At 69.5% G+C, this 23,600-nt stretch carries 17 protein-coding genes; 11 read left to right on the top strand and 6 right to left on the bottom strand.

Features of this window, described 5'->3' with window-relative positions; genetic code table 11:
- Positions 1-2: 2 nt before the first annotated feature.
- Positions 3-1,034: an alanine racemase gene (locus tag E5083_RS20660; RefSeq protein WP_030806068.1), complete on the top strand. Its 1,032-nt coding sequence runs from the start codon at positions 3-5 to the stop codon at positions 1,032-1,034.
- 87 nt (positions 1,035-1,121) lie between these two features.
- Here the strand turns inward: E5083_RS20660 and E5083_RS20665 are convergent, their stop codons facing one another.
- Together E5083_RS20665 and E5083_RS20670 are read right to left on the bottom strand one after the other, a co-directional pair.
- Positions 1,122-2,627: a glycosyltransferase family 87 protein gene (locus tag E5083_RS20665; protein ID WP_208754109.1), complete on the bottom strand. Its 1,506-nt coding sequence runs from the start codon at positions 2,625-2,627 to the stop codon at positions 1,122-1,124.
- A 126-nt stretch (positions 2,628-2,753) separates the two neighbouring features.
- Positions 2,754-5,033, bottom strand: a complete 2,280-nt coding sequence (locus tag E5083_RS20670; RefSeq protein ID WP_135787511.1) for a transglycosylase domain-containing protein — start codon at positions 5,031-5,033, stop codon at positions 2,754-2,756.
- Positions 5,034-5,751: 718 nt separating this feature from the next.
- On the opposite strand from E5083_RS20670, the gene E5083_RS20675 reads away from it, so the two are divergent.
- The 3 genes from E5083_RS20675 (at position 5,752) to E5083_RS20685 (ending at position 8,965) form a co-directional block, all read left to right on the top strand.
- Entirely contained in the window at positions 5,752-6,435 is a 684-nt protein-coding gene (locus tag E5083_RS20675; RefSeq protein WP_086692027.1) for a PadR family transcriptional regulator, read from the top strand.
- 43 nt (positions 6,436-6,478) lie between these two features.
- The gene (locus E5083_RS20680) at positions 6,479-7,561 is read left to right on the top strand and encodes an inositol-3-phosphate synthase (protein WP_086692024.1); all 1,083 of its coding nucleotides are present in this window, start codon (positions 6,479-6,481) and stop codon (positions 7,559-7,561) included.
- Between the two features lie 93 nt (positions 7,562-7,654).
- A complete protein-coding gene (locus E5083_RS20685) occupies positions 7,655-8,965 on the top strand; it encodes an MFS transporter (protein WP_135787200.1) in 1,311 nt (436 codons plus the stop codon).
- Positions 8,966-9,000: 35 nt separating this feature from the next.
- Here E5083_RS20685 and E5083_RS20690 read toward each other — a convergent pair whose 3' ends face one another.
- Positions 9,001-10,446: a CCA tRNA nucleotidyltransferase gene (locus E5083_RS20690; RefSeq protein ID WP_135787201.1), complete on the bottom strand. Its 1,446-nt coding sequence runs from the start codon at positions 10,444-10,446 to the stop codon at positions 9,001-9,003.
- Between the two features lie 260 nt (positions 10,447-10,706).
- Between E5083_RS20690 and E5083_RS20695 the strand changes: the two genes are divergently transcribed.
- The 7 genes from E5083_RS20695 (at position 10,707) to trxA (ending at position 20,394) form a co-directional block, all read left to right on the top strand.
- Positions 10,707-13,079, top strand: a complete 2,373-nt coding sequence (locus E5083_RS20695) for a DUF6049 family protein (RefSeq protein ID WP_135787202.1) — start codon at positions 10,707-10,709, stop codon at positions 13,077-13,079.
- A 46-nt stretch (positions 13,080-13,125) separates the two neighbouring features.
- Entirely contained in the window at positions 13,126-15,423 is a 2,298-nt protein-coding gene (gene murJ / locus E5083_RS20700; protein WP_135787203.1) for a murein biosynthesis integral membrane protein MurJ, read from the top strand.
- A 118-nt stretch (positions 15,424-15,541) separates the two neighbouring features.
- The gene (locus E5083_RS20705; protein WP_135787204.1) at positions 15,542-17,236 is read left to right on the top strand and encodes a protein kinase family protein; all 1,695 of its coding nucleotides are present in this window, start codon (positions 15,542-15,544) and stop codon (positions 17,234-17,236) included.
- A 26-nt stretch (positions 17,237-17,262) separates the two neighbouring features.
- The gene (sigM, locus tag E5083_RS20710; protein ID WP_135787205.1) at positions 17,263-17,991 is read left to right on the top strand and encodes an RNA polymerase sigma factor SigM; all 729 of its coding nucleotides are present in this window, start codon (positions 17,263-17,265) and stop codon (positions 17,989-17,991) included.
- Positions 17,988-18,875 carry an anti-sigma factor family protein gene (locus E5083_RS20715; protein ID WP_135787206.1) on the top strand — a complete coding sequence of 296 codons (888 nt, stop codon included), beginning with the start codon at positions 17,988-17,990 and terminating at the stop codon, positions 18,873-18,875. The genes sigM and E5083_RS20715 overlap by 4 nt, the downstream gene beginning before the upstream one ends.
- A gap of 171 nt (positions 18,876-19,046) precedes the next feature.
- Positions 19,047-20,018 (top strand): thioredoxin-disulfide reductase, encoded by a 972-nt coding sequence (gene trxB, locus E5083_RS20720; protein ID WP_030806039.1) that lies wholly within the window; start codon positions 19,047-19,049, stop codon positions 20,016-20,018.
- A 43-nt stretch (positions 20,019-20,061) separates the two neighbouring features.
- Positions 20,062-20,394: a thioredoxin gene (gene trxA / locus E5083_RS20725; protein ID WP_030806038.1), complete on the top strand. Its 333-nt coding sequence runs from the start codon at positions 20,062-20,064 to the stop codon at positions 20,392-20,394.
- A 91-nt stretch (positions 20,395-20,485) separates the two neighbouring features.
- Here trxA and E5083_RS20730 read toward each other — a convergent pair whose 3' ends face one another.
- The 3 genes from E5083_RS20730 to E5083_RS20740 form a co-directional block, all read right to left on the bottom strand.
- On the bottom strand, positions 20,486-21,103 hold the full coding sequence (locus E5083_RS20730) for a GNAT family N-acetyltransferase (RefSeq protein WP_135787207.1): 618 nt from the start codon (positions 21,101-21,103) through the stop codon (positions 20,486-20,488).
- A gap of 162 nt (positions 21,104-21,265) precedes the next feature.
- Complete coding sequence (locus tag E5083_RS20735; RefSeq protein ID WP_135787208.1) at positions 21,266-22,360, bottom strand: ParB/RepB/Spo0J family partition protein; 1,095 nt, start codon at positions 22,358-22,360, stop codon at positions 21,266-21,268.
- Positions 22,357-23,430 (bottom strand): ParA family protein, encoded by a 1,074-nt coding sequence (locus E5083_RS20740; RefSeq protein WP_135787209.1) that lies wholly within the window; start codon positions 23,428-23,430, stop codon positions 22,357-22,359. Before E5083_RS20740 ends, E5083_RS20735 begins: the two co-directional genes overlap by 4 nt.
- Positions 23,431-23,600: the final 170 nt, after the last annotated feature.

The raw sequence follows: 23,600 nt of genomic DNA on the forward strand, positions 1-23,600 counted from the left end.
CCATGGCGCTCACGCTCTACGTCGACACCGCGCGCTGGCGTGCGCACCACAAGCACGTGCAGGAGCAGTTCCCGGGACTCGTCCCGGTCTGCAAGGGCAACGGATACGGCTTCGGTCACGAACGGCTCGCGGAGGAGGCCACCCGGCTGGGCTCCGACATGCTGGCCGTCGGCACCACGTACGAGGCCGCGCGCATCAAGGACTGGTTCAGCGGCGACCTGCTCGTGCTGACGCCGTACCGGCGCGGCGAGGAGCCGGTGCCGCTGCCGGACCGGGTGGTCCGCTCGGTGTCGTCGGTCGACGGCGTGTACGGCCTGGTGGGGGCCCGTGTCGTCATCGAGGTGATGTCCTCGATGAAGCGGCACGGCATCAGCGAGCAGGACCTGCCGCAGCTCCACCAGGCCATAGAGAACGTCCGCCTGGAGGGCTTCGCCATCCACCTGCCCTTGGACCGCACCGACGGCTCGGACGCCGTCGAGGAGGTCATCGGATGGATGGACCGGCTGCGCGCGGCCCGGCTGCCGCTGCACACGATGTTCGTCAGTCACCTCAAGGCCGATGAACTGATCCGGCTCCAGCAGCAGTTCCCGCAGACCCGCTTCCGCGCCCGGATCGGCACCCGGCTGTGGCTGGGCGACCACGACGCCACCGAGTACCGCGGCGCCGTGCTGGACGTCACGAAGGTGACCAAGGGCGACCGCTTCGGCTACCGGCAGCAGAAGGCGGCCTCGGACGGCTTCCTGGTGGTCGTGGCAGGCGGTACGTCGCACGGGGTGGGCCTGGAGGCCCCGAAGGCCCTGCACGGCGTCATGCCGCGCGCCAAGGGCGTGGCGCGGGCCGGCCTCGCCACGGTGAACCGGAACCTCGCGCCGTTCGTCTGGGGCGGCAAGCAGCGCTGGTTCGCGGAGCCGCCGCACATGCAGGTGTCGATCCTGTTCGTCCCCTCTGACGCTCCCGAGCCGAAGGTCGGCGACGAGCTGGTGGCCCATCTGCGGCACACCACCACGACGTTCGACCGGATCGTGGACCGCTAGGGCCGCCGGACCGGACCAGAGCTGACGGAAAGGCCGTGCACGGAATCTCGTGCACGGCCTTTCTCATGACCCTCAGAGGCCGTTCGCTCAGAGCGAACGGCCCTCGTGGTGCAGGGGTTCCGGGCCGCCCCAGTCCGTCCGCGACGGCTCCTCGGGCACCTCGTGCTCCGGGTGCCGTAGCCCGCGCAGGACGAAGTGGTCGGCCGCGCCGTCGAGTACGCCGCCTGAAGGGTCGTCGTCCCCGGCCCGGCGCACCACGTCCCGCTCCGGCCGGAGGATGTCGCGCACGACGACGGCGCACAGGTACAGGGTGCCGAGCAGGTGCAGGGCGATCGCCCAGTGGTAGCCCTCGGTGGGCAGGCCCTTGTGGGCGTCTCCGCTGGTCGTGTACGCGAGGTAGAACCAGATGCCGAGGAAGTACGCCACCTCGCACGCCTGCCAGATCAGGAAGTCCCGCCACTTGGGCCGGGCGAGGACCGCCAGCGGCACCAGCCACAGCACGTACTGGGGGGAGTAGACCTTGTTGGTGAGGATGAAGGCCGCCACCATCAGGAAGGCGAGTTGGGCGAAGCGCGGCCGGCGCGGGGCGGTGAACGTCAGCGCCGCGATGCCGAGGAACGACAGCACCACCAGGGCGCTGGCGGTGGTGTTCACGAAGTCGATGCTCGGCGGGTTGCTGGAGTTCTGGGACCAGATCAGCCAGAACGAGCCGAAGTCGATGCCCCGGTCATGGCTGAACGTGTAGAACTTCGACCAGCCCTCGAAGGCGAACAGCATCACCGGCACATTCACCACGAGCCACGCGCCCGCCGCGCCGCCGACCGCCAGGAAGAACTCCCGCCACTTGCCCGCCCGCCAGCACAGCACCAGCAGGGGGCCGAGCAGGACGAGGGGATAGAGCTTGGCGGCCGTGGCGAGGCCCAGGAGCACGCCGAAGGCGACCGCCCGGCCGCGGGACCACATCAGCATCGCCGCGGCCGTCAGGGCCACCGCCAGGAGGTCCCAGTTGATGGTGGCGGTCAGCGCGAAGGCCGGGGCCAGAGCGAGCAGCAGGCCGTCCCAGGGGCGCCGGCGGTGGGTCCGGCTGACGCAGACGGCGATGACGGCCGCGCAGACCATCAGCATCCCGGCGTTGACGAACCAGTACCACTGCTCCTGCCGCTGGATGCCGCCACTGCCCGGTGTGAGCCAGGAGGCGACCTCCATGAACACGCCGGTCAGCACCGGGTACTCGAGGTAGTCCATGTCGCCGGGCAGCTTGTCGAAGTACGGCACAAGCCCGTCGGCGAAGCCACGCCCCTGGTAGAGGTGGGGGATGTCCGAGTAGCAGGCGTGCGTGTACTGCGAGCTGGCCCCGAAGAACCAGGCGCCGTCGTAGCAGGGCGCCTTCTGGACGAGCCCGAGGGCGAACATGCCGATCGCCACGAGCACGACGACCCGGACCGGCGTCCACCAGGACGTCCCGGTCAGGGCGCGTCGCCCGAGGGGGCCGCCGATCAGCTCGCTGCCGGCGGCGGCGATCTCGTCCTCCCGCGTCGGTCGTACCGTCTCCGGTTCACGCACGCGCGCGGGTGTCGTCTCTGCACTGGGCATGGGGCACATCCTGCCGTACTCGCTCGGAAAAACGCCGAGGGCCGCCGCACCTGGTCGGTGCGACGGCCCTTGTTTCACGTGAAACACCCGCGCGGGTCGAAATGACCGCCAATCGGGCAGGTGGTCCTATTGGCCGGCCTGACCTCCGAACAAGCCTCCGCCGTCGCTCCCATTGGCTCCGGCATTGCCGTTGCCCCTGACATCACCGGTTCCGGGTGAGGTCGAATCGGTCGGCGAGGAGCTGGCTCCGCCGTCGGCACCACCGGGTCCGGTGCCGCCGTCGTCGTTGCAGAAGAACCGGCAGGTCTCGCTCTCGGTGGGCGAGGGCGATGCCGTGGACTCGCTCGGCGACGGGCTCGACGACTCGGTCGGCGTCTCGCTGGGCGTGATGCTCGGCTTCGGGGTCGGCGTGGGAGCGCCCGCCTCGTTGTGGATCTTGCCGATCTTGATCGCGTCCGGGAAGCCGGGGTCGTTCTTGCCCTTCAGCGCGGCCATCATGTACTCGGTCCACACCGAGGTCGGGATGTCACCACCGTGGATGGAGTCCGTGCCGGCCGTACCGTTCATCGACAGCAGACGGTGGTCCTTGGGGTTCTCACGGAACATCGCCACCGAGGTGGCGAGCTGCTGGGTGTAGCCGACGAACCAGGCCGACTTGTTCTCGTCGGTGGTACCGGTCTTGCCGGCGGCCGTGCGGCCCAGTGCCTTGGCGTTCTGCCCCGTGCCGTTCTGGATCACGTTCTCCAGGACGTCGGTGACGTTGTTGGCGATGCTGGAGTCCATCACCTGCTTGGACTTCGGCTTGGTGAAGCCCCTCAGCTCCTGGCCGTCCGACTTGACCATGGTGACCGAGTACGGGTCCACCTGCTTACCGGAGGCGGCGAACGTCGCGTAGGAGTCCGCCATGCGGATCGCGCTTGGGGTGGAGGTACCGATGGCGAAGGACGGGTTCAGGTCCTTGGCCATGCTGCCCTCCAGGATGCCGGTCGAACGGGCCATGTCCCGGACCTTCGACATGCCGACATCGACACCGAGCTGCACGAACGGTGTGTTGATCGACTGCTCCATCGCCTTGCGCAGGGTGATGTAGCCCCAGGGGTGGTCGCTCTCATTGGCCTGGAAGAAGAACGAGTTGTCCTTGTTGAGGTAGTACGAGCCATCGGGCCGGCGGACCTTGAGATGGTCGTTGCCGTTGTACTTGCTCAGCGGGGAGATGCCCTCACCGTTGGAGTTGTACGTGCCGTCCTGCATGGCCGCGGCCAGCACATACGGCTTCCAGGTCGATCCCACCGGGACACCGGAGGTGTCGGCGTTGTTGGTGAAGTGGCCGTTCTCGTAGCCGTCGCCCCCGTAGAGGGCGACGATCGCGCCGTCGTTGGGCACCACCGAGGCCGCGCCGAACTGGACGTACTTGTCCTTCTCCTGGGTCTCGGGCTTCAGCCGCGACTTCTGGATCTTCTTCACGGCCGCGCTCAGAGCGTCGACCTTGGCCTTCTGGAACGTCGTGTAGATCTGGTAGCCGCCCTTGTCGAACTTCGCCTCCGTGATGTCGGAGTGGTTCAGGACGTACTTCTTAGCCGTGTCCACCAAGTAGCTGATCTGGCCGTTCATACCCCTGGTCGCCTTGCGCCCCTGCGGAACGGGGTACTTGCTGACCGCCTTCTGGTAGTCGGCGTCGGTGAGGTGCTTGTCCTTGTGCATCTCACCGAGAATCCAGCGCCAGCGTCCCTCGGAACGGGCCCGGTTGGCTTCCTCGGTGGCAGTCTTGTCGAGGTCCGCGTTGCCCGCCGGGTCGTAGTACGTCGGGCCCTTCAGCAGGGCCGCAAGAACGGCACACTGGCTGGGCGTGAGGTCCTGGGCGTCCTTGCCGTAGTACGTCTGCGCGGCCGCCTGGATGCCGTAGGCACCACGCCCGTAGTACGAGGTGTTCAGGTAACCCCGCATGATTTCGTTCTTGTCGAGCTTCGTGCCCACCTTCAGGGAGATGAACATCTCCGTGAACTTACGGGTGAGCGTCTGGTCCTGGCTCAGGTACGTGTTCTTGACGAACTGCTGGGTGATCGTGGAGCCACCCTGGGTCTGTCCGCCGCGCGCCATGTTGGCCAAGGCCCGCGCGATACCCATGGGGTCCACGCCCGAGTCCTGGTAGAAGCTCTTGTTCTCCGCGGAGATCACCGCGTACTGCATGGCCTTGGGGATCTTCTCGATCTTGAGGTTCTGCCGGTTCACACCGGTGCCCGTGGCCACCATCTGGGTTCCGTCGCCCCAGTAGTAGACGTTGTTCTGGGACTCGGCCGCGGCGTTCTCGTCCGGAATGCCGACCAGTGCGTAACCCACGCCGGCCATGACGATCAGGCTGCCCACGAAGCCGAGGCCCAGGCCGGTTACCAGGCGCCATGAAGGCACCCAGCGATGCCAGCCGTACTTGCCCACGCGCGGATAGTCGATGAACCGGGGCTTACCGGGTGGTCCTTGGTCATGGCCCCGGCCGCGGCCCGAGGGCGCGTTGTCCGCGCCCCGGCGGCGGCCGCCGCCTCTCTGGGCGGCACGGCGCGCCTCGGCACGGCTGCCGTACTCACGCCCATCACCCCCAGAGCCGTAGGTGTCCGGTCCCTGGGAATGAGACCCATAGGAGTGGTCGGAGGCCCCGTTGGCGCCTCGCGGTGCCGCGGGACGGCCGGAGGACGGGCCGGGCTGGCCGCGTCGGGCCGCCCGTCCGCCTCCCTGCGGCTGCGGCGGTTTGCGACGGTGCTCGCTCATCGAACGATTACTCCTCGGGCAGGCGCATCCGTGCGCGCCTGGAAACAGCGGCTGGTTTCCGGTCCCCCCGAAGTACGGATGCGGTCGTTGCTGCATTCACCCGTACTGCACCGAGGATCACGACGCTCCCCAAGCGCCCCTTGGTTCCCGGTGTTGTGCATGCCGCACAGACTACGCACCGCCAAAACCCTCCGAGCCCCGAAGTTCACCCCAAATCAGGCAACTTGCCTCGTACGAATCGGTGATGTGATCCCGTTCACCGTCGACCCTCTTGTCGCATGCCAGGGCGCGTTCTATCGTCGTGATGTATCGAGTCGATACATCAGAGCGAGATAAAAGCGCTGGGCGCCGAGAGGAGGCGATCATGAGCCGTCGTTCCGGCATCCTTGAGTTCGCCGTGCTCGGGCTGCTGCGCGAGTCGCCGATGCACGGCTATGAGCTGCGCAAGCGACTCAACACGTCCCTGGGTGTGTTCCGGGCGTTCAGCTACGGGACGCTCTACCCCTGCCTCAAGACGCTGGTCACCAACGGCTGGTTGATCGAGGAACCGGGGAACACCCATGAAGACGCTCTGGCCGCCCCTCTCACCGGACGCCGCGCCAAGATCGTCTACCGGCTGACGGCCGAAGGTAAGGAGCACTTCGAGGAACTCCTGTCGCAGACCGGCCCCGACGCATACGAGGACGAGCACTTCGCCGCCCGGTTCGCCTTCTTCGGGCAGACCTCGCGCGATGTGCGCATGCGTGTGCTGGAGGGCCGGCGCAGCCGGCTGGAGGAGCGCCTGGAGAAGATGCGCGCCTCCCTGGCACGCACCCGGGAGCGCCTCGACGACTACACGCTCGAACTTCAGCGCCACGGAATGGAGTCCGTGGAGCGCGAAGTGCGCTGGCTGAACGAGCTGATCGAGAGTGAGCGGGCCGGGCGGGACCTGAAGGGTCCCGAGTCCGGCGGGTCCGCTCAGCAGGACACCACATCTGGATCGACGGGCGGCCTGCCCCGTCCCAGGGATCTTCCGGGGACGGATACGCCCGGCGACACCGCCACGTGACGGCCCGTCGGGGCCTCACTCGTACACACAGGGAGCAACCGGAATGGGTTCGGTTCGCGTAGCCATCGTCGGTGTCGGCAACTGCGCCGCGTCGCTGGTGCAGGGAGTCGAGTACTACAAGGACGCCGACCCGGCGGCCAAGGTACCCGGCCTGATGCACGTGCAGTTCGGTGACTACCACGTGCGGGACATCGAGTTCGTCGCCGCGTTCGACGTGGACGCCAAGAAGGTCGGCCTCGACCTCGCGGACGCCATCGGCGCCTCCGAGAACAACACCATCAAGATCTGCGACGTGCCCTCCAGCGGCGTCACCGTCCAGCGCGGCCACACCCTCGACGGTCTCGGCAAGTACTACCGCGAGACCATCGAGGAGTCGGACGCCGAGCCGGTCGACATCGTCCAGACCCTCAAGGACAAGCAGGTCGACGTCCTGGTCTGCTACCTCCCCGTGGGTTCCGAGGACGCGGCGAAGTACTACGCCCAGTGCGCCATCGACGCCAAGGTCGCCTTCGTCAACGCCCTCCCGGTCTTCATCGCCGGCACCAAGGAGTGGGCGGACAAGTTCACCGAGGCCGGCGTGCCGATCGTCGGTGACGACATCAAGTCCCAGGTGGGCGCCACCATCACGCACCGCGTCATGGCGAAGCTGTTCGAGGACCGCGGTGTGATCCTGGACCGCACGATGCAGCTCAACGTCGGCGGCAACATGGACTTCAAGAACATGCTCGAGCGCGAGCGCCTGGAGTCCAAGAAGATCTCCAAGACGCAGGCCGTCACCTCCCAGATCCCCGACCGGGACCTCGGCGAGAAGAACGTCCACATCGGCCCGTCCGACTACGTGGCCTGGCTGGACGACCGCAAGTGGGCCTACGTCCGCCTGGAGGGCCGTGCGTTCGGCGACGTCCCGCTGAACCTCGAGTACAAGCTGGAGGTCTGGGACTCCCCGAACTCCGCCGGTGTCATCATCGACGCCCTGCGTGCCGCGAAGATCGCCAAGGACCGGGGTGTGGGTGGCCCGATCCTGTCGGCGTCCTCGTACTTCATGAAGTCCCCGCCGGTTCAGTACTTCGACGACGAGGCCCGCGAGAACGTCGAGAAGTTCATCCGCGGCGACGTCGAGCGCTAGACGCGGCTCGCACGAGAACGCTCCTGCCAGGGCTGTGAGGGTCCCCGGGGTCTGCTGACCTCGGGGACCCTCCGCATGTGTGAGGCTGTGCCCATGCCCGTCGTCCGTGATCTGCGCCTGCTACTGCGCGAGCGGGACTTCCGGCGCCTGCTGTACGTCCGCCTGCTCTCCCAGGGCTCGGACGGCGTCTACCAGATCGCTCTCGCCTCGTACGTCGTCTTCTCCCCTGAGAAGCAGACCTCGGCCCCGGCGATCGCCTCCGCGATGGCGGTCCTGCTGCTGCCGTACTCGCTGGTCGGCCCCTTCGCGGGGGTGCTGCTGGACCGCTGGCGCCGGCGTCAGGTCTTCGTCCACGGCAATGTGCTGCGCGCCCTGCTGGCGGCCGCCACCGCCGTACTGATGGCCGTGCACGCGCCGGACTGGCTGTTCTACGCCTCCGCGCTGTGCGTCACGGCGGTCAACCGGTTCGTCCTCGCCGGCCTCTCCGCGGCGCTTCCCCGCGTGGTCGGCACCGAGCGCCTGGTGCTGGCCAACTCCCTCTGCCCGACCGCCGGAACGCTGGCCGCGACCCTCGGCGCCGCCCTGGCCTTCGGCGTACGGTTCGTCGCGGCGGACTCGGACGCGGCGGTGGTGCTGCTCGGCGCCCTGCTGTACCTGTGCGCGGGCCTGACCGCCCTGACCATGGCCCCCTCGCTGCTCGGCCCCGACCGGCCACCGGTGCTGCCCCGGCTGCGCACCGTCCTCGCCGACACGGCACGCGGCCTTCTGGCGGCCGTGCGGTACCTGGGGGAGCCCCGGCGCAGGGAGGCCGTCTGGGCGCTCACGGCGATGACCTGCATGCGCTTCTGCTACGGCGCGCTGCTCGTCCTGCTGCTCATGCTGTGCCGCTACGGCCTCTCCAGCACCCCTGAGGAAGGGCTCCGTCTGCTGGGGCTGGTGCTGGGGGTCTCCGGCGCCGGGTTCTTCGCGGCCGCCGTGGTGACGCCCTGGAGCGCGGGCCGACTGGGTGCCGGGCGGTGGATCGCCGTCTGCTCGGGCGCCGCCGCCCTGCTGGTGCCGGCGCTCGGGCTTCCGTTCGCCACGGTGCCGCTGCTGATCGCGGCCTTCCTGCTGGGGCTGGTCACCCAGGGCGCCAAGATCGCCACGGACACGATCGTCCAGGCATCGGTCGAGGACGGCTACCGGGGCCGGGTCTTCTCCGTCTACGACGTCCTCTTCAACGTCGCCTTCGTCGGCGCCGCCGGGGTGGCTGCCCTGATGCTCCCGCCGGACGGCCGCTCGGCGCTGTTGGTAATCCTCGTGGCGCTGCTCTACGCCGCCGTCACCGTGGCCATGGCTCGCTTCGAATGGGGCCGGGACAGCGAGAAGGGCGGTGTTTCACGTGAAACACCGCCCCGCCGCTGAGTCATGTTTCACGTGAAACACAAACCCGGAAGCATTCAGCTCTGCTGCTGCGCCCACCACTCCTTGAGGGCCGCGACCGCCGCGTCATGCTCCATCGGGCCGTGCTCCAGGCGCAGTTCCAGCATGTGCTTGTACGCCTGGCCGATGACCGGGCCCGGTCCGACGCCGAGGATCGTCATGATCTCGTTGCCGTCGAGGTCGGGGCGGATGGAGTCCAGCTCCTCCTTCTCCTGCAGCTCGGCGATACGCGCCTCCAGCCCGTCATAGGCGCGGGACAGCGTGGCCGCCTTGCGCTTGTTCCGGGTGGTGCAGTCGGAGCGGGTCAGCTTGTGCAGCCGGTCCAGCAGCGGGCCCGCGTCGCGGACGTAGCGCCGGACGGCGGAGTCCGTCCACTCGCCGGTGCCGTAGCCGTGGAAGCGCAGGTGCAGCTCGACCAGGCGGGAGACGTCCTTCACCAGGTCGTTGGAGTACTTCAGGGCGGTCATGCGCTTCTTGGTCATCTTGGCGCCGACCACCTCGTGGTGGTGGAAGGAGACCCGGCCGTCCTGCTCGAAGCGGCGCGTCCGGGGCTTGCCGATGTCGTGCAGCAGCGCGGCGAGCCGGAGGGTGAGGTCCGGGCCGTTCTCCTCCAGGTCGATCGCCTGCTCCAGCACGATGAGCGAGTGGTCGTAGACATCCTTGTGGCGGTGGTGCTCGTCACGCTCCAGCCGGAGCGCCGGCAGCTCGGGCAGCACATGGGCGGCGAGCCCGGTGTCGACCAGCAGGGTGAGGCCCTTGCGGGGGTGCGCGGAGAGCAGCAGCTTGTTCAGCTCGTCCCGGACCCGCTCGGCCGACACGATCTCGATCCGCGCGGACATCTCCGTCATCGCGGTGACGACCGCCGGGTCCACCTCGAAGTCGAGCTGGGCGGCGAACCGGGCGGCCCGCATCATGCGCAGCGGGTCGTCGGAGAAGGACTCCTCCGGCGTGCCGGGCGTGCGCAGCACCCGCGCCGCGAGGTCCTCCAGACCGCCGTGCGGGTCGATGAACTCCTTCTCCGGCAGGGCGACGGCCATCGCGTTGACCGTGAAGTCGCGCCGTACCAGGTCCTCCTCGATGGAGTCGCCGTACGACACCTCGGGCTTGCGGGAGGTGCGGTCGTACGCCTCGGAGCGGTAGGTGGTGACCTCGATCTGGTAGCCGTCCTTCTGGGCGCCCACCGTGCCGAAGGCGATCCCGACCTCCCAGACGGCGTCCGCCCAGGGCCGGACGATCCGCAGCACGTCCTCGGGGCGCGCGTCGGTCGTGAAGTCCAGGTCGTTCCCGAGCCGGCCCAGCAGCGCGTCACGGACCGACCCGCCGACCAGGGCGAGCGAGAACCCGGCCTCCTGGAAACGGCGGGCGAGGTCGTCGGCCACGGGGGCCACCCGCAGCAGCTCGCTCACCGCGCGCTGCTGCACCTGGCTGAGGGCAGCGGGATTGTCATCGTTGGGGTTCGGCACAACAGAAGAGGGTACGTGGCCCGGCCGCCCGGGACCGCACCCGTTTGACCGGCGCCAAGGCTCCCTGCCATACCCCCACAAGGGCTCCCCTAGGGGCGGACACCGGCTCTCCACTCCTTAATGGATATAGAGGACAGGCGGCCGCTCCGTGGCGATCTTGGGGAACGGTCCGTGGCACTTCACCTCTGCGGTCATCGTTACCATGCGGGGACGCACATTCCGACGACCACTGATGACGACGACGAGGGACGGGCTAGCGCGTGGCCGACGCGGCTGAAATCCAGGGGCCCAGTGCCTCTCCTGCCCGCCGCCGACTGCGGCGCGCCGGAGCGCTGCTGGCAGGCGCACCGCTGCTGGCCGGGCTGCTCCAGCTCACCGCGGCCGAGCCCGCGCAGGCGGCGCCGGCCGACTCGGTGTCCGTGGCGTTGGACACGATGACGCCCAGCGCGCCCACCCAGGACGACACGCTGACCGTGTCCGGCACCGTGATCAACAACGGCAAGCAGCCCGTGACCGGCGCCCACGTCGGCCTGCGGGTGGGCCCCCTGCTGAACACCCGCTCCGCGGTCGACGGCATCGCCCAGCACCCCAACGATCTCCGCGGCGGCACCGGCGACGAGCTGGGCGGTAAGTACACGGAGAAGTTCAGCAAGCTGGTTCCGGGCGTCGCCGAGCACTTCAGCATCTCCGTGCCCGTGGACGAGCTGAACCTCGGCAAGGACGGCGTCTACTCGTTCGGCGTCTCCGTGTCCGGCAAGACCTCGGCGCGGCCCTGGGACCAGATGCTCGGCATCGAGCGGACCTTCCTGCCCTGGCAGTCGTCCGAGGCCGACACCAAGAGCCGTACGACGTTCATGTGGCCGCTGATCTCCTCCGTCCACATGACCGCCCGCACGGGTGCGGGAGAACGGCAGACCCCCGTCTTCCAGGACGACGAGCTGGCCAAGGAGATCGCCCCCGGCGGCCGCCTGGCGCAGATGATGGACCTGGGCCGGGACCTCGACGTCACCTGGGTGATCGACCCGGACCTGCTGGCCGCGGTGGACGCCATGGCGAACGGTTACCGGGTCCAGCAGCCCGACGGCACCAGCAAGGCCGGCTCGCGCGAGAACCAGGACATCGCCAAGCAGTGGCTGGCCGGTCTCCAGAAGGCGGTAACGGGCAAGGAGGTCGTCGCGCTGCCCTTCGCCGACCCGGACATCGCCTCGCTCGCCCACACCGGCACCAGCGTCACCGGCTCGCTCAGCCACCTCAAGGACGCCACCGACGTCGCCGCCCTCACGGTGAAGACCGTGCTCCACGTGACGCCGACCACCGACTTCGCGTGGCCGGTGGAGGGCGCCGTAGATCCCTCGATCATCAAGGTGGCCACCTCCGCCGGCGCCGACCGGGTGATCGCCCGCAGCGACAGCCTCCGGGAGTCCGCCGGGCTGTCCTACACCCCGTCCGCCGCCCGCCCCATCGGCGGCGGCACCACGGCGGTGGTCGCGGACGCGCGGATGTCCACGGCCTTCGAGGGCGACCTCACCAGGGCGGACTCCTCCACGCTCGCGGTGCAGCAGTTCCTCGCCCAGAGCCTTGAGGCCAATGTGCAGAAGGACGAGCAGCGCAGCATCGTGGTCGCCCCGCAGCGCACGCCGACCGCCAGCCAGGCGCAGGCGATGGCCACCGCCGTGAAGGCGCTCCAGGACGGCAACTGGTCGCAGCCCGACACCCTCACCGGCGCCGCCAACGCCAAGCCCGACCCGGACGCCACCACGCGCATCCCCTCCACGTCGGCCTACCCGTCGTCGCTGCGCAAGCGGGAACTGCCGAGGAGCGCCTTCGAGCAGATCGCGGACACCCAGGACAAGCTCGACAACTTCCAGGTGATCCTCACCGACCAGTCCCGCGTGGTCACGCCCTTCGGCCGGGCCATAAACCGCGGGATGTCCACGTCGTGGCGGGGTCAGGCCGCCAAGGCGGACGGCTTCCGCGCCGACGTGCTGAGCTATCTCGACAACCTCGGCGGCCAGGTCAAGCTGATCGACAAGTCGGAGACCAAGCTCTCCGGGCGCAGCGCCACCATCCCGGTGACCGTGCAGAACAACCTGGTCCAGCCCGTCGGCCACCTCTACCTGCGGCTCAGCTCGACCCAGCCGACCCGGTTGAAGATCGGCGGCAAGGCGTACGACGAGCAGCCCGTCGAGGTCTCCGGCGGCCACAGCCAGTCGGTGAAGTTCACCACCTCGGCCAACGCCAACGGCCGGGCCACGGTCCTCGCCCAGCTCTACACCGAGGACGGTCAGGAGTACGGCGACCCCGTCAGCTTCGACGTGAAGGTCACCGAGGTCACGCCCACCGTCATGCTGGTGATCGGCGGCGGGGTGCTGCTGCTGGTCCTCGCCGGCTTCCGGATGTACACCCAGCGCAAGCGCGCGGCCGCCCGCCAGGCCGAGGAGGAGGGCCCGGACGAGGCGGAGGCGGACTCCGGCGACGACTCCGGGAACCCCGACGACGCCGGGGACCGTCTTTCCGAAGAGGCCCGTTCCCCCGCCGGGGCAGCCGGGCCGGACCAGCCGGGTGACCCTGCACCGGACACCGCACCGGAAAGCGCCGACCCGTCCGGCACGGGTGAGAGAGTGGACCGTTGAGCGACGCCGCGGCCCGTGTGGCCAGGGACGATGAGGTGGGGTAACCATGAACGCGCCATACGACGGTGACCGCGGCCAGGACGCCGCCGACTCGGGCCACGGTCCCGAGACCCCGCCCGAGCCCGGCCAGGAGCCGTCGCAGCCCGCGGCGGACATGTACCTCCAGGACGCCTACGACCAGGACCCCTACCGGGCGCGGGACCTCTCCGCCCAGGACCCGGTCGCCGAGGCGCTCTACGACCGCGCCGCGCACCCGCCGCCCCCTCCGGGCAGCTACGAGCCGCGCCAGCCGCTCTACGCCCCGCCGTCGCAGTCCTCGTACTCCCCCGACCCGCGCGTATGGGCCCAGACCCCGGCGCCCGAGCCGGAGGGCGACGCCACCCAGCACCTGCCGTACGGCGACCACCCGCGCACCACCCAGTTCGTGGGCGTGGACGACTTGGTCTCGCACTCCGGCGAGGAGTACCACGAGCCGGACGCCTTCGCGCACCTCCTGCGGGACCAGCAGCACAGCGGCGCCACCGGCTCCGCCCGCACGGCCCAGGGCGGCGGCGCCTACCCGCCGCACCACGCCCAGCCCCCCGCGCACCACGGCGGCGGCGGAAACCCGTACCAGGCAGCCTCCGGGAACCCCATGCAGCCACCCGTACCCGCCCCGGCCGGTCCGTCCGGTCCCGTGGAGACCCCGGCCCCGTCGGCTCCGGCCCCGGCGAAGGGGCGCGCCTCCGGGCTGCTCAGCTCCAGCGCCGTCATGGCCGCGGGCACGATGGTGTCGCGCCTCACCGGCTTCGTCCGCTCCGCGATGATCGTCGCGGCGCTGGGCCTCGGCGTCCTCGGCGACTCCTTCCAGGTCGCCTACCAACTGCCCACGATGATCTACATCCTGACCGTCGGCGGCGGCCTCAACTCGGTCTTCGTGCCCCAGCTCGTGCGGTCGATGAAGGAGGACGAGGACGGCGGCGAATCCTTCGCCAACCGGCTGCTGACCGTCGTCATGGTCGCGCTCGCCGCGCTGACCGCGCTGACGATGCTCGGCGCGCCGTACCTGGTGCGGGTGCTGTCGGACCCGATCGCCTCCGACCCGGCGGCCAACCAGGTGGCGGTCACCTTCACCCGCTACTTCCTGCCCTCGATCTTCTTCATGGGCATCCACGTGGTGATGGGTCAGATCCTCAACGCGCGCGGCAAGTTCGGCGCGATGATGTGGACCCCGGTCCTGAACAACATCGTCATCATCGTCACGCTCGGCATGTTCCTGTGGGTCTACGGCTCCGCTGCCGACTCGCACATGACCGTGAACAACATCCCGCCGGAGGGCCAGCGGCTCCTCGGCATCGGCATCCTGCTCGGCCTCGTCGTGCAGGCCCTGGCGATGATCCCGTACCTCCGCGAGACCGGCTTCCGTATCCGGCTCCGGTTCGACTGGCGGGGCCACGGCCTGGGCAAGGCCGCGATGCTCGCCAAGTGGACGGTGCTGTTCGTGCTCGCCAACCAGGCCGGCGCCATGGTCGTCACCCAGCTCTCCACCGCCGCCGGCAAGGACTCCGGGGTCAAGGGCACCGGCTTCGCCGCCTATGCCAACGCCCAGCTCATCTGGGGCCTGCCGCAGGCCATCATCACCGTGTCCCTCATGGCCGCGCTGCTGCCGCGTCTGTCCCGCTCGGCCGCCGAGGGCGACGGCGGCGCCGTCCGCGACGACATCTCGCAGGGCCTGCGCACCACGGCGGTCGCCATCGTGCCCATCGCCTTCGGCTTCGTCTCGCTCGGCATCCCGATGTGCACGCTGATCTTCGGCTCCTCCGGCACCGGTTCGGCCACCAACATGGGCTTCATGCTGATGGCCTTCGGCCTCGGCCTGATCCCGTACTCGGTGCAGTACGTCGTCCTGCGCGCCTTCTACGCGTACGAAGACACCCGGACCCCCTTCTACAACACGGTCATCGTGGCGGCGGTCAACGCGGGCGCCTCCGCGCTCTGCTACTTCCTGCTCCCGTCCCGCTGGGCGGTCGCGGGCATGGCGGCCGTCTACGGCCTCTCCTACGCCATCGGCGTCGGTGTCGCCTGGCGCCGGCTGCGCAAGCGGCTGGGCGGCGACCTGGACGGCTCCCGGGTGCTGCGGACGTACGCCCGCCTGGCGATCGCCTCGGTCCCGGCGGCACTGCTCAGCGGCGCGGCCTGCTACGGCATCGGACACTCCCTCGGGCAGGGCGTCTTCGGTTCTCTCGTGGCCCTGGTGGCAGGTGGGGCGGTACTGCTCGGAGTCTTCTTCGTGGCCGCGCGCCGCATGCGGATCGACGAGCTCAACTCGCTCGTCGGCATGGTGCGCGGGCGTCTGGGGCGATGAGGCGGGGGTAGTCGCACAACCATCGTCCCCCTCTGCGTGTCGTGCATAGCGGCGGACTGTGGGCACAATTGGTTTCGGCGTCGGACAGCGTGCAACGGATGGGGAGGCAGGGACGACGGTGGCGGAACGCAGCACGGCTGCCGTCGACGTGGCAGACAACAGCGGTGACGAGCCGCTGACCGCCAAGGCGGATCAGGCCACGGCCGACGGGGTGGCCAAGAACCCGGAGCGGGACACGGACATCGACCAGACGCAGGGGAGAGGCGGCGCGGAGGAGTCCGGCAGGGCGTCCTCGCCCACCGAGCTGCACAGCGGTCACAAGCTCGCCAGGCGCTACCGCCTGGAGGAGTGCGTCACCCGTCTGGACGGATTCAGCAGTTGGCGTGCGGTCGACGAGAAACTGCGCCGTGCCGTCGGGGTGCACATCCTGCCCGCCGACCACGTACGCGCCCGTGCCGTGCTGGCCGCGGCCCGCTCGGCGGCGCTGCTCGGTGACCCGCGCTTCGTCCAGGTCCTCGACGCGGTCGAGGAGAACGACCTCGTCTACGTGGTTCACGAGTGGCTGCCCGACGCCACCGAGCTGACCGCCCTGCTCGCGGCCGGCCCGCTGGAGCCGCACGACGCCTACCAGATGGTCAGTCAGGTCGCGGCCGCCATGGCCGCCTCCCACCGTGAGGGCCTCGCCCATCTGCGGCTGAACCCGAACGCTGTCCTGCGTACGTCCTCCGGACAGTGGCGCATCCGCGGCCTCGCCGTGAACGCCGCCCTGCGCGGCGTCGGCTCCGACACCCCGCAGCGCACCGACACCGAGGCGATCGGCGCCCTGCTGTACGCCGCGCTGACGCAGCGCTGGCCCTACGAGAGCGACGCGTACGGGCTGGCCGGCCTGCCCAAGGACATCGGTCTCATCGCGCCCGACCAGGTGCGGGCCGGAATCCACCGGGGGCTGTCCGAGCTGGCGATGCGCGCGCTCGTCAACGACGGCGCCACCGCCTCCCGGCACGAAGCCGCGTGCACCACGCCGGAGGAGCTGGTCAAGGCGATCGGTGAGATGCCGCGCGTGCGGCCGCCGGAGCCCGCGTTCAGCGGTCCGCCGGAGTACCAGCGCACGACCTACCAGCAGGGCACCTACGGCCGTCCCTCGGCGCACTCGGGCGGCACCCAGCCCGTCGTGCCCCCGCCGGCCCCCCTCCAGAGCCGTACCGGCAAGGCCCTGAAGTGGGCGGTCTCCGCCCTCCTCATCGCCGCGCTCGGCCTCGGAAGCTGGCAGCTCGCGGACGCCCTGATGGACCGCGGCAAGAACTCCGACGACACCAACACCACGCAGACGCAGGACGAGGGTGACAAGGGCCAGCAGCAGGTGATCAGCAAGCCGATCACCATCGGGGGCGCCCGGGACTTCGACCCGCTCGGTGACAACTCCGAGAAGCCGGCCACCGTCGGAAGCGTCTACGACGGCGATCCGTCCTCCTACTGGCAGACGGACTATTACCTGAGCTCCGACTTCGGCCGCCTGAAGTCCGGCGTCGGCGTCATCCTGGACCTGAAGAAGGTTCAGTCCGTCAGCAAGGTGACGGTCGGCTTCCTCGGACAGACCTCGGTCGAGCTGCGCGCCGCGAGCCCGGACGCCGTGTCGGAGCCGACGAGCCTGTCCGCCTACGAGAAGGTGGCCTCCGGCTCGGGCACTACGGTCAGTCTCAAGCCCGGCAAGCCCCTCCAGACCCGGTATCTCCTGGTGTGGCTGACCCACCTGCCGCCGGACGGTCAGGGCCATTGGCGGGGCAGGGTCACTGACGTCAAGGTCACTGGCTGACGTCTCATCCACACCGGAGGGGGACGATGGCAGGCGCTGGGCGGTATGGCGAGGTGCGGGACGAGGATCTGCTCGCCCGTCATGTGCAGGGTGACCCCGATGCCTTCGGGGAGATCGTGCGGAGGCACCGGGACCGGCTGTGGGCGGTCGCGCTGCGGACGCTGGGGGACCGGGAGGAGGCTGCCGACGCGGTGCAGGACGCGCTGGTGTCGGCGTACCGGGCCGCGCACACCTTCCGGGGGCAGTCGGCCGTGACGACGTGGCTGCACCGGATCACGGTGAACGCCTGCCTGGACCGCATCCGCAAGGCCGCCTCGCGGAAGACCGCGCCCGTCGACGATCCCGAGCGCCTGGAACAGCTCCTGGAGCCGCACGAGTCGGCCTCCGCCCCGGTCGAGCGCAACGACCTCCACCGCCAGCTCCTGGAAGCTCTCGGCACCCTCCCCGCCGAACAGCGGGCCGCACTCGTCCTGGTGGACATGCAGGGCTACCCCGTCGCCGAGGCCGCCCGAGTCCTGGACGTACCCACAGGGACGGTGAAGAGCCGCTGCGCGCGGGGCCGGGCCAGACTCCTCCCCCTGCTCACCCACCTGCGGCCCGGCGCCGCCGGTGACGGTGGAAAAGAACCCGTGGCGGGACGGAACCGGGTGCACGGGGCATCCGTCCCACCTCCGACAGGAGCTACGGGCGAGGGAACCGAAGACTCCGGGCCGAATGGTTCAGCCGTCGTGAAGGGCGGAGGTGGGCGAGCATGACGTCCTCGACGGACACGACCGGGCACCCGGACGTCGCCGAGATCTCCGAGCTGACCGAGGGGCTCCTCTCCCCGTCCCGCAGCACGGAGCTGCGGCGCCACCTGGAGGGCTGCGAAGCGTGCGCCGAGGTCCTCGCCGCGCTGACGGAGATCCAGGGCTTGCTGGGCGACGTCCCGGAGGTGCCCCCGATGCCCACGGACATCGCGGACCGGATCGACGCCGCCCTCGCCGCCGAGGCAGCGGGGAAGACTGAGCAGACGGACACCGAAAGCTCCGGCCGTCATGTTTCACGTGAAACACCGACCCCACCGGACCGCCCCGCCAAGCTCTCCCGCGCCACCACCGGCCCCGGCCGGAAAGAGCGCTCTCGAAACCGTCGCCGGACAGCCGCACTGGGCGCCGTACTCACCGCCGCCGTCCTCGGGGCCGGCTCCCTGCTTATGCAGTCCCTCAGTAACAACGCCTCCGACAAGGGGGCGCAGAGCACGGCCGCGTCCGCCGTCGGCACCTTCTCCGGGGCCAGTGTGAAGAGTCAGGTGTCGGACCTGCTCACTGCCCGGGAGGGGCTGCAGCGAGGCAGCCAGCGCCCGCAGCAGGACGAGAAGACGGACCTCGCCCCCTCGGGGGGTACGCAGAGCGCGAACACGTTGATCCAGACCGAGGTCCCGGTGCCGGACTGCGTCCGGCGTGCACTCCACTCCGGTGAAACGGTTCTGGGGGCGAAGAGCGGCACCTACGCGGACAAGAGCGCCTACCTCGTCGTGGTGCCCGACAAGGCCGACAGCAAGCGCGTCACGGCCTATGTGGTCGACGCGTCCTGTACATCCAAGCGGACGGCGGCCGCCGGCAGTGTGCTCCTGAAGCAGACTCTCGTCCGTAACTGAATCGGTGCGGGCGTCGTCTCCGCCCGCCTCTCTACGCACGGCCCGTGTGAGCCGTCGCGTGGCCGGACATCAGGGGAATGTGCGCCCCTTAGGATCGGTTGGGTGGTGTGAGAGTCCCGGCAGGGGCTCCCACCGGTCGGCCGACACAGACCAGAGACGAGGAACCAAGCCGTGAGCGACGTCCGTAATGTGATCATCATCGGCTCCGGGCCCGCGGGCTACACGGCGGCGCTGTACACCGCGCGTGCGTCCCTGAAGCCCCTGGTGTTCGAGGGTGCCGTCACCGCCGGTGGCGCGCTGATGAACACCACCGAGGTGGAGAACTTTCCGGGCTTCCCCAACGGCATCATGGGCCCCGAGCTGATGGACAACATGCGGGCGCAGGCCGAGCGCTTCGGCGCCGAGCTGCTGCCGGACGACATCGTCTCCGTCGACCTGACCGGAGACGTGAAGACCGTCACCGACACCGCGGGCACGGTCCACCGGGCCAAGGCCGTGATCGTCGCCACCGGCTCCCAGCACCGCAAGCTCGCGCTGCCCAACGAGGACGCGCTGTCCGGCCGTGGCGTCTCGTGGTGTGCCACCTGTGACGGCTTCTTCTTCCGGGACCAGGACATCGCCGTGATCGGCGGCGGCGACACCGCGATGGAGGAGGCGACCTTCCTCTCCCGGTTCGCCAAGTCCGTGACGATCATCCACCGCCGGGACACCCTGCGCGCCTCCAAGGCGATGCAGGAGCGTGCCTTCAACGACCCGAAGATCAAGTTCGCCTGGGACAGCGAGGTCGTCGAGATCCTGGGCGAGCAGAAGCTCACCGGGCTGAAGCTGCGCAACCTCAAGACGGGCGAGCTGTCCGACCTGCCCGTCACGGGTCTGTTCATCGCCATCGGCCACGACCCGCGCACCGAGCTGTTCAAGGGCCAGCTCGACCTGGACGCGGAGGGCTACCTCAAGGTCGAGGCGCCCTCCACCCGGACCAACCTGCCCGGCGTCTTCGCCGCGGGTGACGTGGTCGACCACACCTACCGCCAGGCGATCACCGCGGCCGGCACCGGCTGTGCCTCGGCCCTGGACGCCGAGCGCTACCTCGCGTCGCTGCTGGACGAGGGCGGCCACGCCGAGCCCGAGAAGACCGCCGTCTGACTTACCCCGTTCCCCCACCGAATGATCAAGTGAGGAGCCCGCTGTGGCCGGCACCGTGAAGAAAACGACTGACGACTCCTTCGACGAGGATGTCCTCAAGAGCGACAAGCCCGTTCTGGTGGACTTCTGGGCCGAGTGGTGCGGCCCGTGCCGCCAGATCGCTCCGTCCCTGGAGGCCATTGCCGCCGAGCACGGCGACAAGATCCAGATCGTCAAGCTGAACATCGACGAGAACCCGGCCACGGCCGCCAAGTACGGCGTCATGTCCATCCCGACGCTGAACGTCTACCAGGGCGGCGAGGTCGTCAAGACGATCGTCGGCGCCAAGCCGAAGGCGGCGCTCGTCCGCGACCTGGACGACTTCATCACCGGCTGACGTTTCACGTGAAACAAGGCGCACGAAGGGGCCGGCCCACTCGGGTCGGCCCCTTCGTCATGTCCGTGCTCCGGAGTCCGCGCGGACCCCGTCACAGCGGCCGCAGCGCCGGCTCCTTGTGTACCGCGCCCAGCAGCCGGTCGAGGGCCATCTCGACGTCTTCCTTCCAGGACAGCGTGGACCGCAGTTCCAGACGGAGCCGGGGGTGCCGGGAGTGCTGGCGCACCGTCTTGAAGCCGACGGCGAGGAGATGGTCGGCCGGCAGCAGACAGGCGGGCTCTTTCCAGCGGGTGTCGCCGAACGCCTCGATGGCCTTGAAGTTCCGGCGCAGCAGGTCCTTGGCGACCGCCTGCACCAGCATCCGGCCCAGTCCCTGCCCCTGGTAGCCGGGCATGATGAACGACGTGATGAGCTGAACGGCGTCCGGCGAGACCGGGCTCGTGGGGAACGCCGTCGCACGCGGGACGTAGGCCGCCGGGGCGTAGAGCACGAAGCCGACCGGTACGTCGTCGACATAGGCGACCCGGCCGCAGGAGCCCCAGTCCAGCAGGACGGCGGAGATCCAGGACTCCTTCTCCACCTCCGCGGTTCCCTCGCGCACGGCGGCTTCGGCGCTGACCGGGTCCAGTTCCCAGAACACGCAGGAGCGGCACCGCTGGGGGAGATCCTGCAGGTTGTCCAGCGTGAGCGGTACGAGCCGACGCCCCATGAAAGACGTTCCTCGCTTCCTTCGCCGGGTCACATCCGCTCGCATCGTATCCACGATGCGATTGCCTAGATACCGGCGCAAAGCAAAGAGCGGACCGTGTTCCGGTACACACCGGACACGGCCCGCTCCTGCGGCCCTTCGCAGGGCGCCCTCGGCGGAGGGCTACTCCTCGGAGTCTTCCTCCTGGAGCCCCTTCGGCAGGATCGGCCCCTCACCCGGAGCCAGCGTGCCGAGGATGCGCTCCAGATCGTCCACCGAGGCGAACTCGACGGTGATCTTGCCCTTCTTCTGACCGAGGTCGACCTTCACCCGCGTCTCGAACCGGTCGGAGAGCCGCGTCGCCAGATCGCTCAGCGCCGGGGAGACCAAGGCGCCGGCCCGCGGCCCCTTGGCACGCTGGGCCCGCTGGGGGCGCGAGCCCATCAGGGTCACGATCTCCTCGACCGCCCGCACCGACAGCCCCTCGGCCACGATGCGGTGCGCCAGCCGGTCCTGCTCCTCGGAGTCCTCCACCGACAGCAGCGCCCGCGCGTGACCGGCCGAGAGCACGCCCGCGGCGACCCTCTTCTGCACGGTCGCCGAAAGCTTCAGCAGCCGCAGGGTGTTGGAGATCTGCGGCCGGGAACGCCCGATACGGTCGGCCAACTGGTCGTGCGTGCAGTTGAAGTCCTTGAGCAACTGGTCGTAGGCGTGCGCCTCTTCCAGCGGGTTCAACTGCGCGCGGTGCAGGTTCTCCAGCAGGGCGTCCAGCAGCAGCTTCTCGTCGTCCGTGGCACGGACGATCGCCGGGATGGACTCCAGCTCCGCCTCACGGCTGGCGCGCAGCCGGCGCTCACCCATGATCAGTTCATAGCGGTCGTCGCCCAGTTCCCGGACGACGACGGGCTGGAGCAGGCCGACCTCCTTGATGGAGATGACCAGTTCGTTCAGCGCGTCCTCGTCGAAGACCTCGCGCGGCTGGCGTGGGTTCGGCGTGATGGACTCGAGCGGCAGCTCGGCGAAGTAGGCACCGGCGGGCGGTGCGGGCCGCTCGTCGGCCGGGCTCGCCGGAGCCTCCACCGGCTCCTGGGGCGCCGACGGCAGGGCGCCGCCCCGGCCGATGCCGGTGGGCCTGCGGTCGGGCGACAGAGCCGTACCCGAAGCCGAGCCGGCGGACGAACCGCCGCCCAGCACGGCCGAAGCCGGGATCTTCTCGGTCGGTGCTGCGGGGATCAGTGCGCCAAGTCCTCGGCCCAGCCCCCTTCGTCGATCACTCACTGCATCCCCTCCACCATGTTCGGGTCGTTCTGGGTGCCGAGGTGGGCCTGGGTCGGGTCATAGCTGACCCCCACGCCCCTCAGCGCGATCTCTCGGGCCGCCTCGAGATAGGAGAGCGCACCGCTCGATCCTGGATCGTAGGTCAGCACCGTCTGTCCGTAGCTCGGCGCCTCGGAGATACGGACCGAGCGGGGAATGCTCGTCCGCAGCACCTCGTCGCCGAAGTGGGTGCGCACCTCGTCCGCGACCTGGGAAGCGAGGCGGGTCCGGCCGTCGTACATGGTGAGCAGGATCGTCGACACATGCAGGGACTGGTTGAGGTGGCCCCGCACCAGGTCGACGTTGCGCAGAAGTTGGCCCAGGCCCTCCAGCGCGTAGTACTCGCACTGGATCGGGATGAGGACTTCCTGGCCGGCCACGAGGGCGTTGACCGTCAACAGGCCCAGCGACGGCGGGCAGTCGATGAGGATGTAGTCCAACGGCTGCTCGTACGCCTGGATGGCGCGCTCCAGCCGGCTCTCACGGGCCACCAGGGAGACCAGCTCGATCTCGGCGCCCGCGAGGTCGATCGTGGCGGGAGCGCAGAAGAGGCCCTCGACATCGGGGACGGGCTGGACGACCTCGGCCAGGGGCCGACTGTCCACCAGCACGTCGTAGATGGAGGGGACTTCCGCGTGGTGGTCGATCCCCAGTGCCGTGGAGGCGTTCCCCTGCGGGTCCAGGTCGATCACCAGGACCCGGCCGCCGTGCAGGGCGAGGGAGGCCGCCAGATTGACGGTCGTCGTGGTCTTCCCGACGCCGCCCTTCTGGTTGGCGACCACGATGACTCGGGTCTGCTCCGGCCTCGGCATGCCTTCCGCGGCACGGCCCAGGGCGTCGACCGCCACTTGGGCCGCACGACCGATGGGAGTGTCGTCCATCGGAGGCGGTGTTTCACGTGAAACATCCGTCCCCCTCGATTCGGTACGGGGACCGGGGACCGGATCGGTCATCGGTCCCGCGATGTTGGCGTCGGACCGCAAGGATTCACTCTCCTCGACTACAGGCTCGCAATGGACAGAGCCTCCCATGCCTTCGGGGGCGTGAACCAGTGAGCCCTGTCCTTCTGTGGAGAAGTCCACCTCTGTGGACAACTTCGGTACCCCTCCGAGTGAACCAAGAGGCCGCCGGTCGAGGGGTTCTGCCGCGGCACGACCGCGGCTGATGATGCCGTGCAGCAAAGAGCGACGTTTCACGTGAA

The organism is Streptomyces bauhiniae (assembly GCF_004784475.1).
Taxonomy (GTDB): domain Bacteria; phylum Actinomycetota; class Actinomycetes; order Streptomycetales; family Streptomycetaceae; genus Streptomyces; species Streptomyces seoulensis.

Coding starts and splice junctions, on each gene's coding strand:
- E5083_RS20660 (WP_030806068.1), top strand. CDS start 3: ATGGCGCTCACGCTCTACGTCGACACCGCGCGCTGGCGTGCGCACCAC.
- E5083_RS20665 (WP_208754109.1), bottom strand. CDS start 2,627: ATGCCCAGTGCAGAGACGACACCCGCGCGCGTGCGTGAACCGGAGACG.
- E5083_RS20675 (WP_086692027.1), top strand. CDS start 5,752: ATGAGCCGTCGTTCCGGCATCCTTGAGTTCGCCGTGCTCGGGCTGCTG.
- E5083_RS20680 (WP_086692024.1), top strand. CDS start 6,479: ATGGGTTCGGTTCGCGTAGCCATCGTCGGTGTCGGCAACTGCGCCGCG.
- E5083_RS20685 (WP_135787200.1), top strand. CDS start 7,655: ATGCCCGTCGTCCGTGATCTGCGCCTGCTACTGCGCGAGCGGGACTTC.
- murJ (WP_135787203.1), top strand. CDS start 13,126: ATGAACGCGCCATACGACGGTGACCGCGGCCAGGACGCCGCCGACTCG.
- sigM (WP_135787205.1), top strand. CDS start 17,263: ATGGCAGGCGCTGGGCGGTATGGCGAGGTGCGGGACGAGGATCTGCTC.
- E5083_RS20715 (WP_135787206.1), top strand. CDS start 17,988: ATGACGTCCTCGACGGACACGACCGGGCACCCGGACGTCGCCGAGATC.
- E5083_RS20730 (WP_135787207.1), bottom strand. CDS start 21,103: ATGGGGCGTCGGCTCGTACCGCTCACGCTGGACAACCTGCAGGATCTC.
- E5083_RS20740 (WP_135787209.1), bottom strand. CDS start 23,430: ATGGGAGGCTCTGTCCATTGCGAGCCTGTAGTCGAGGAGAGTGAATCC.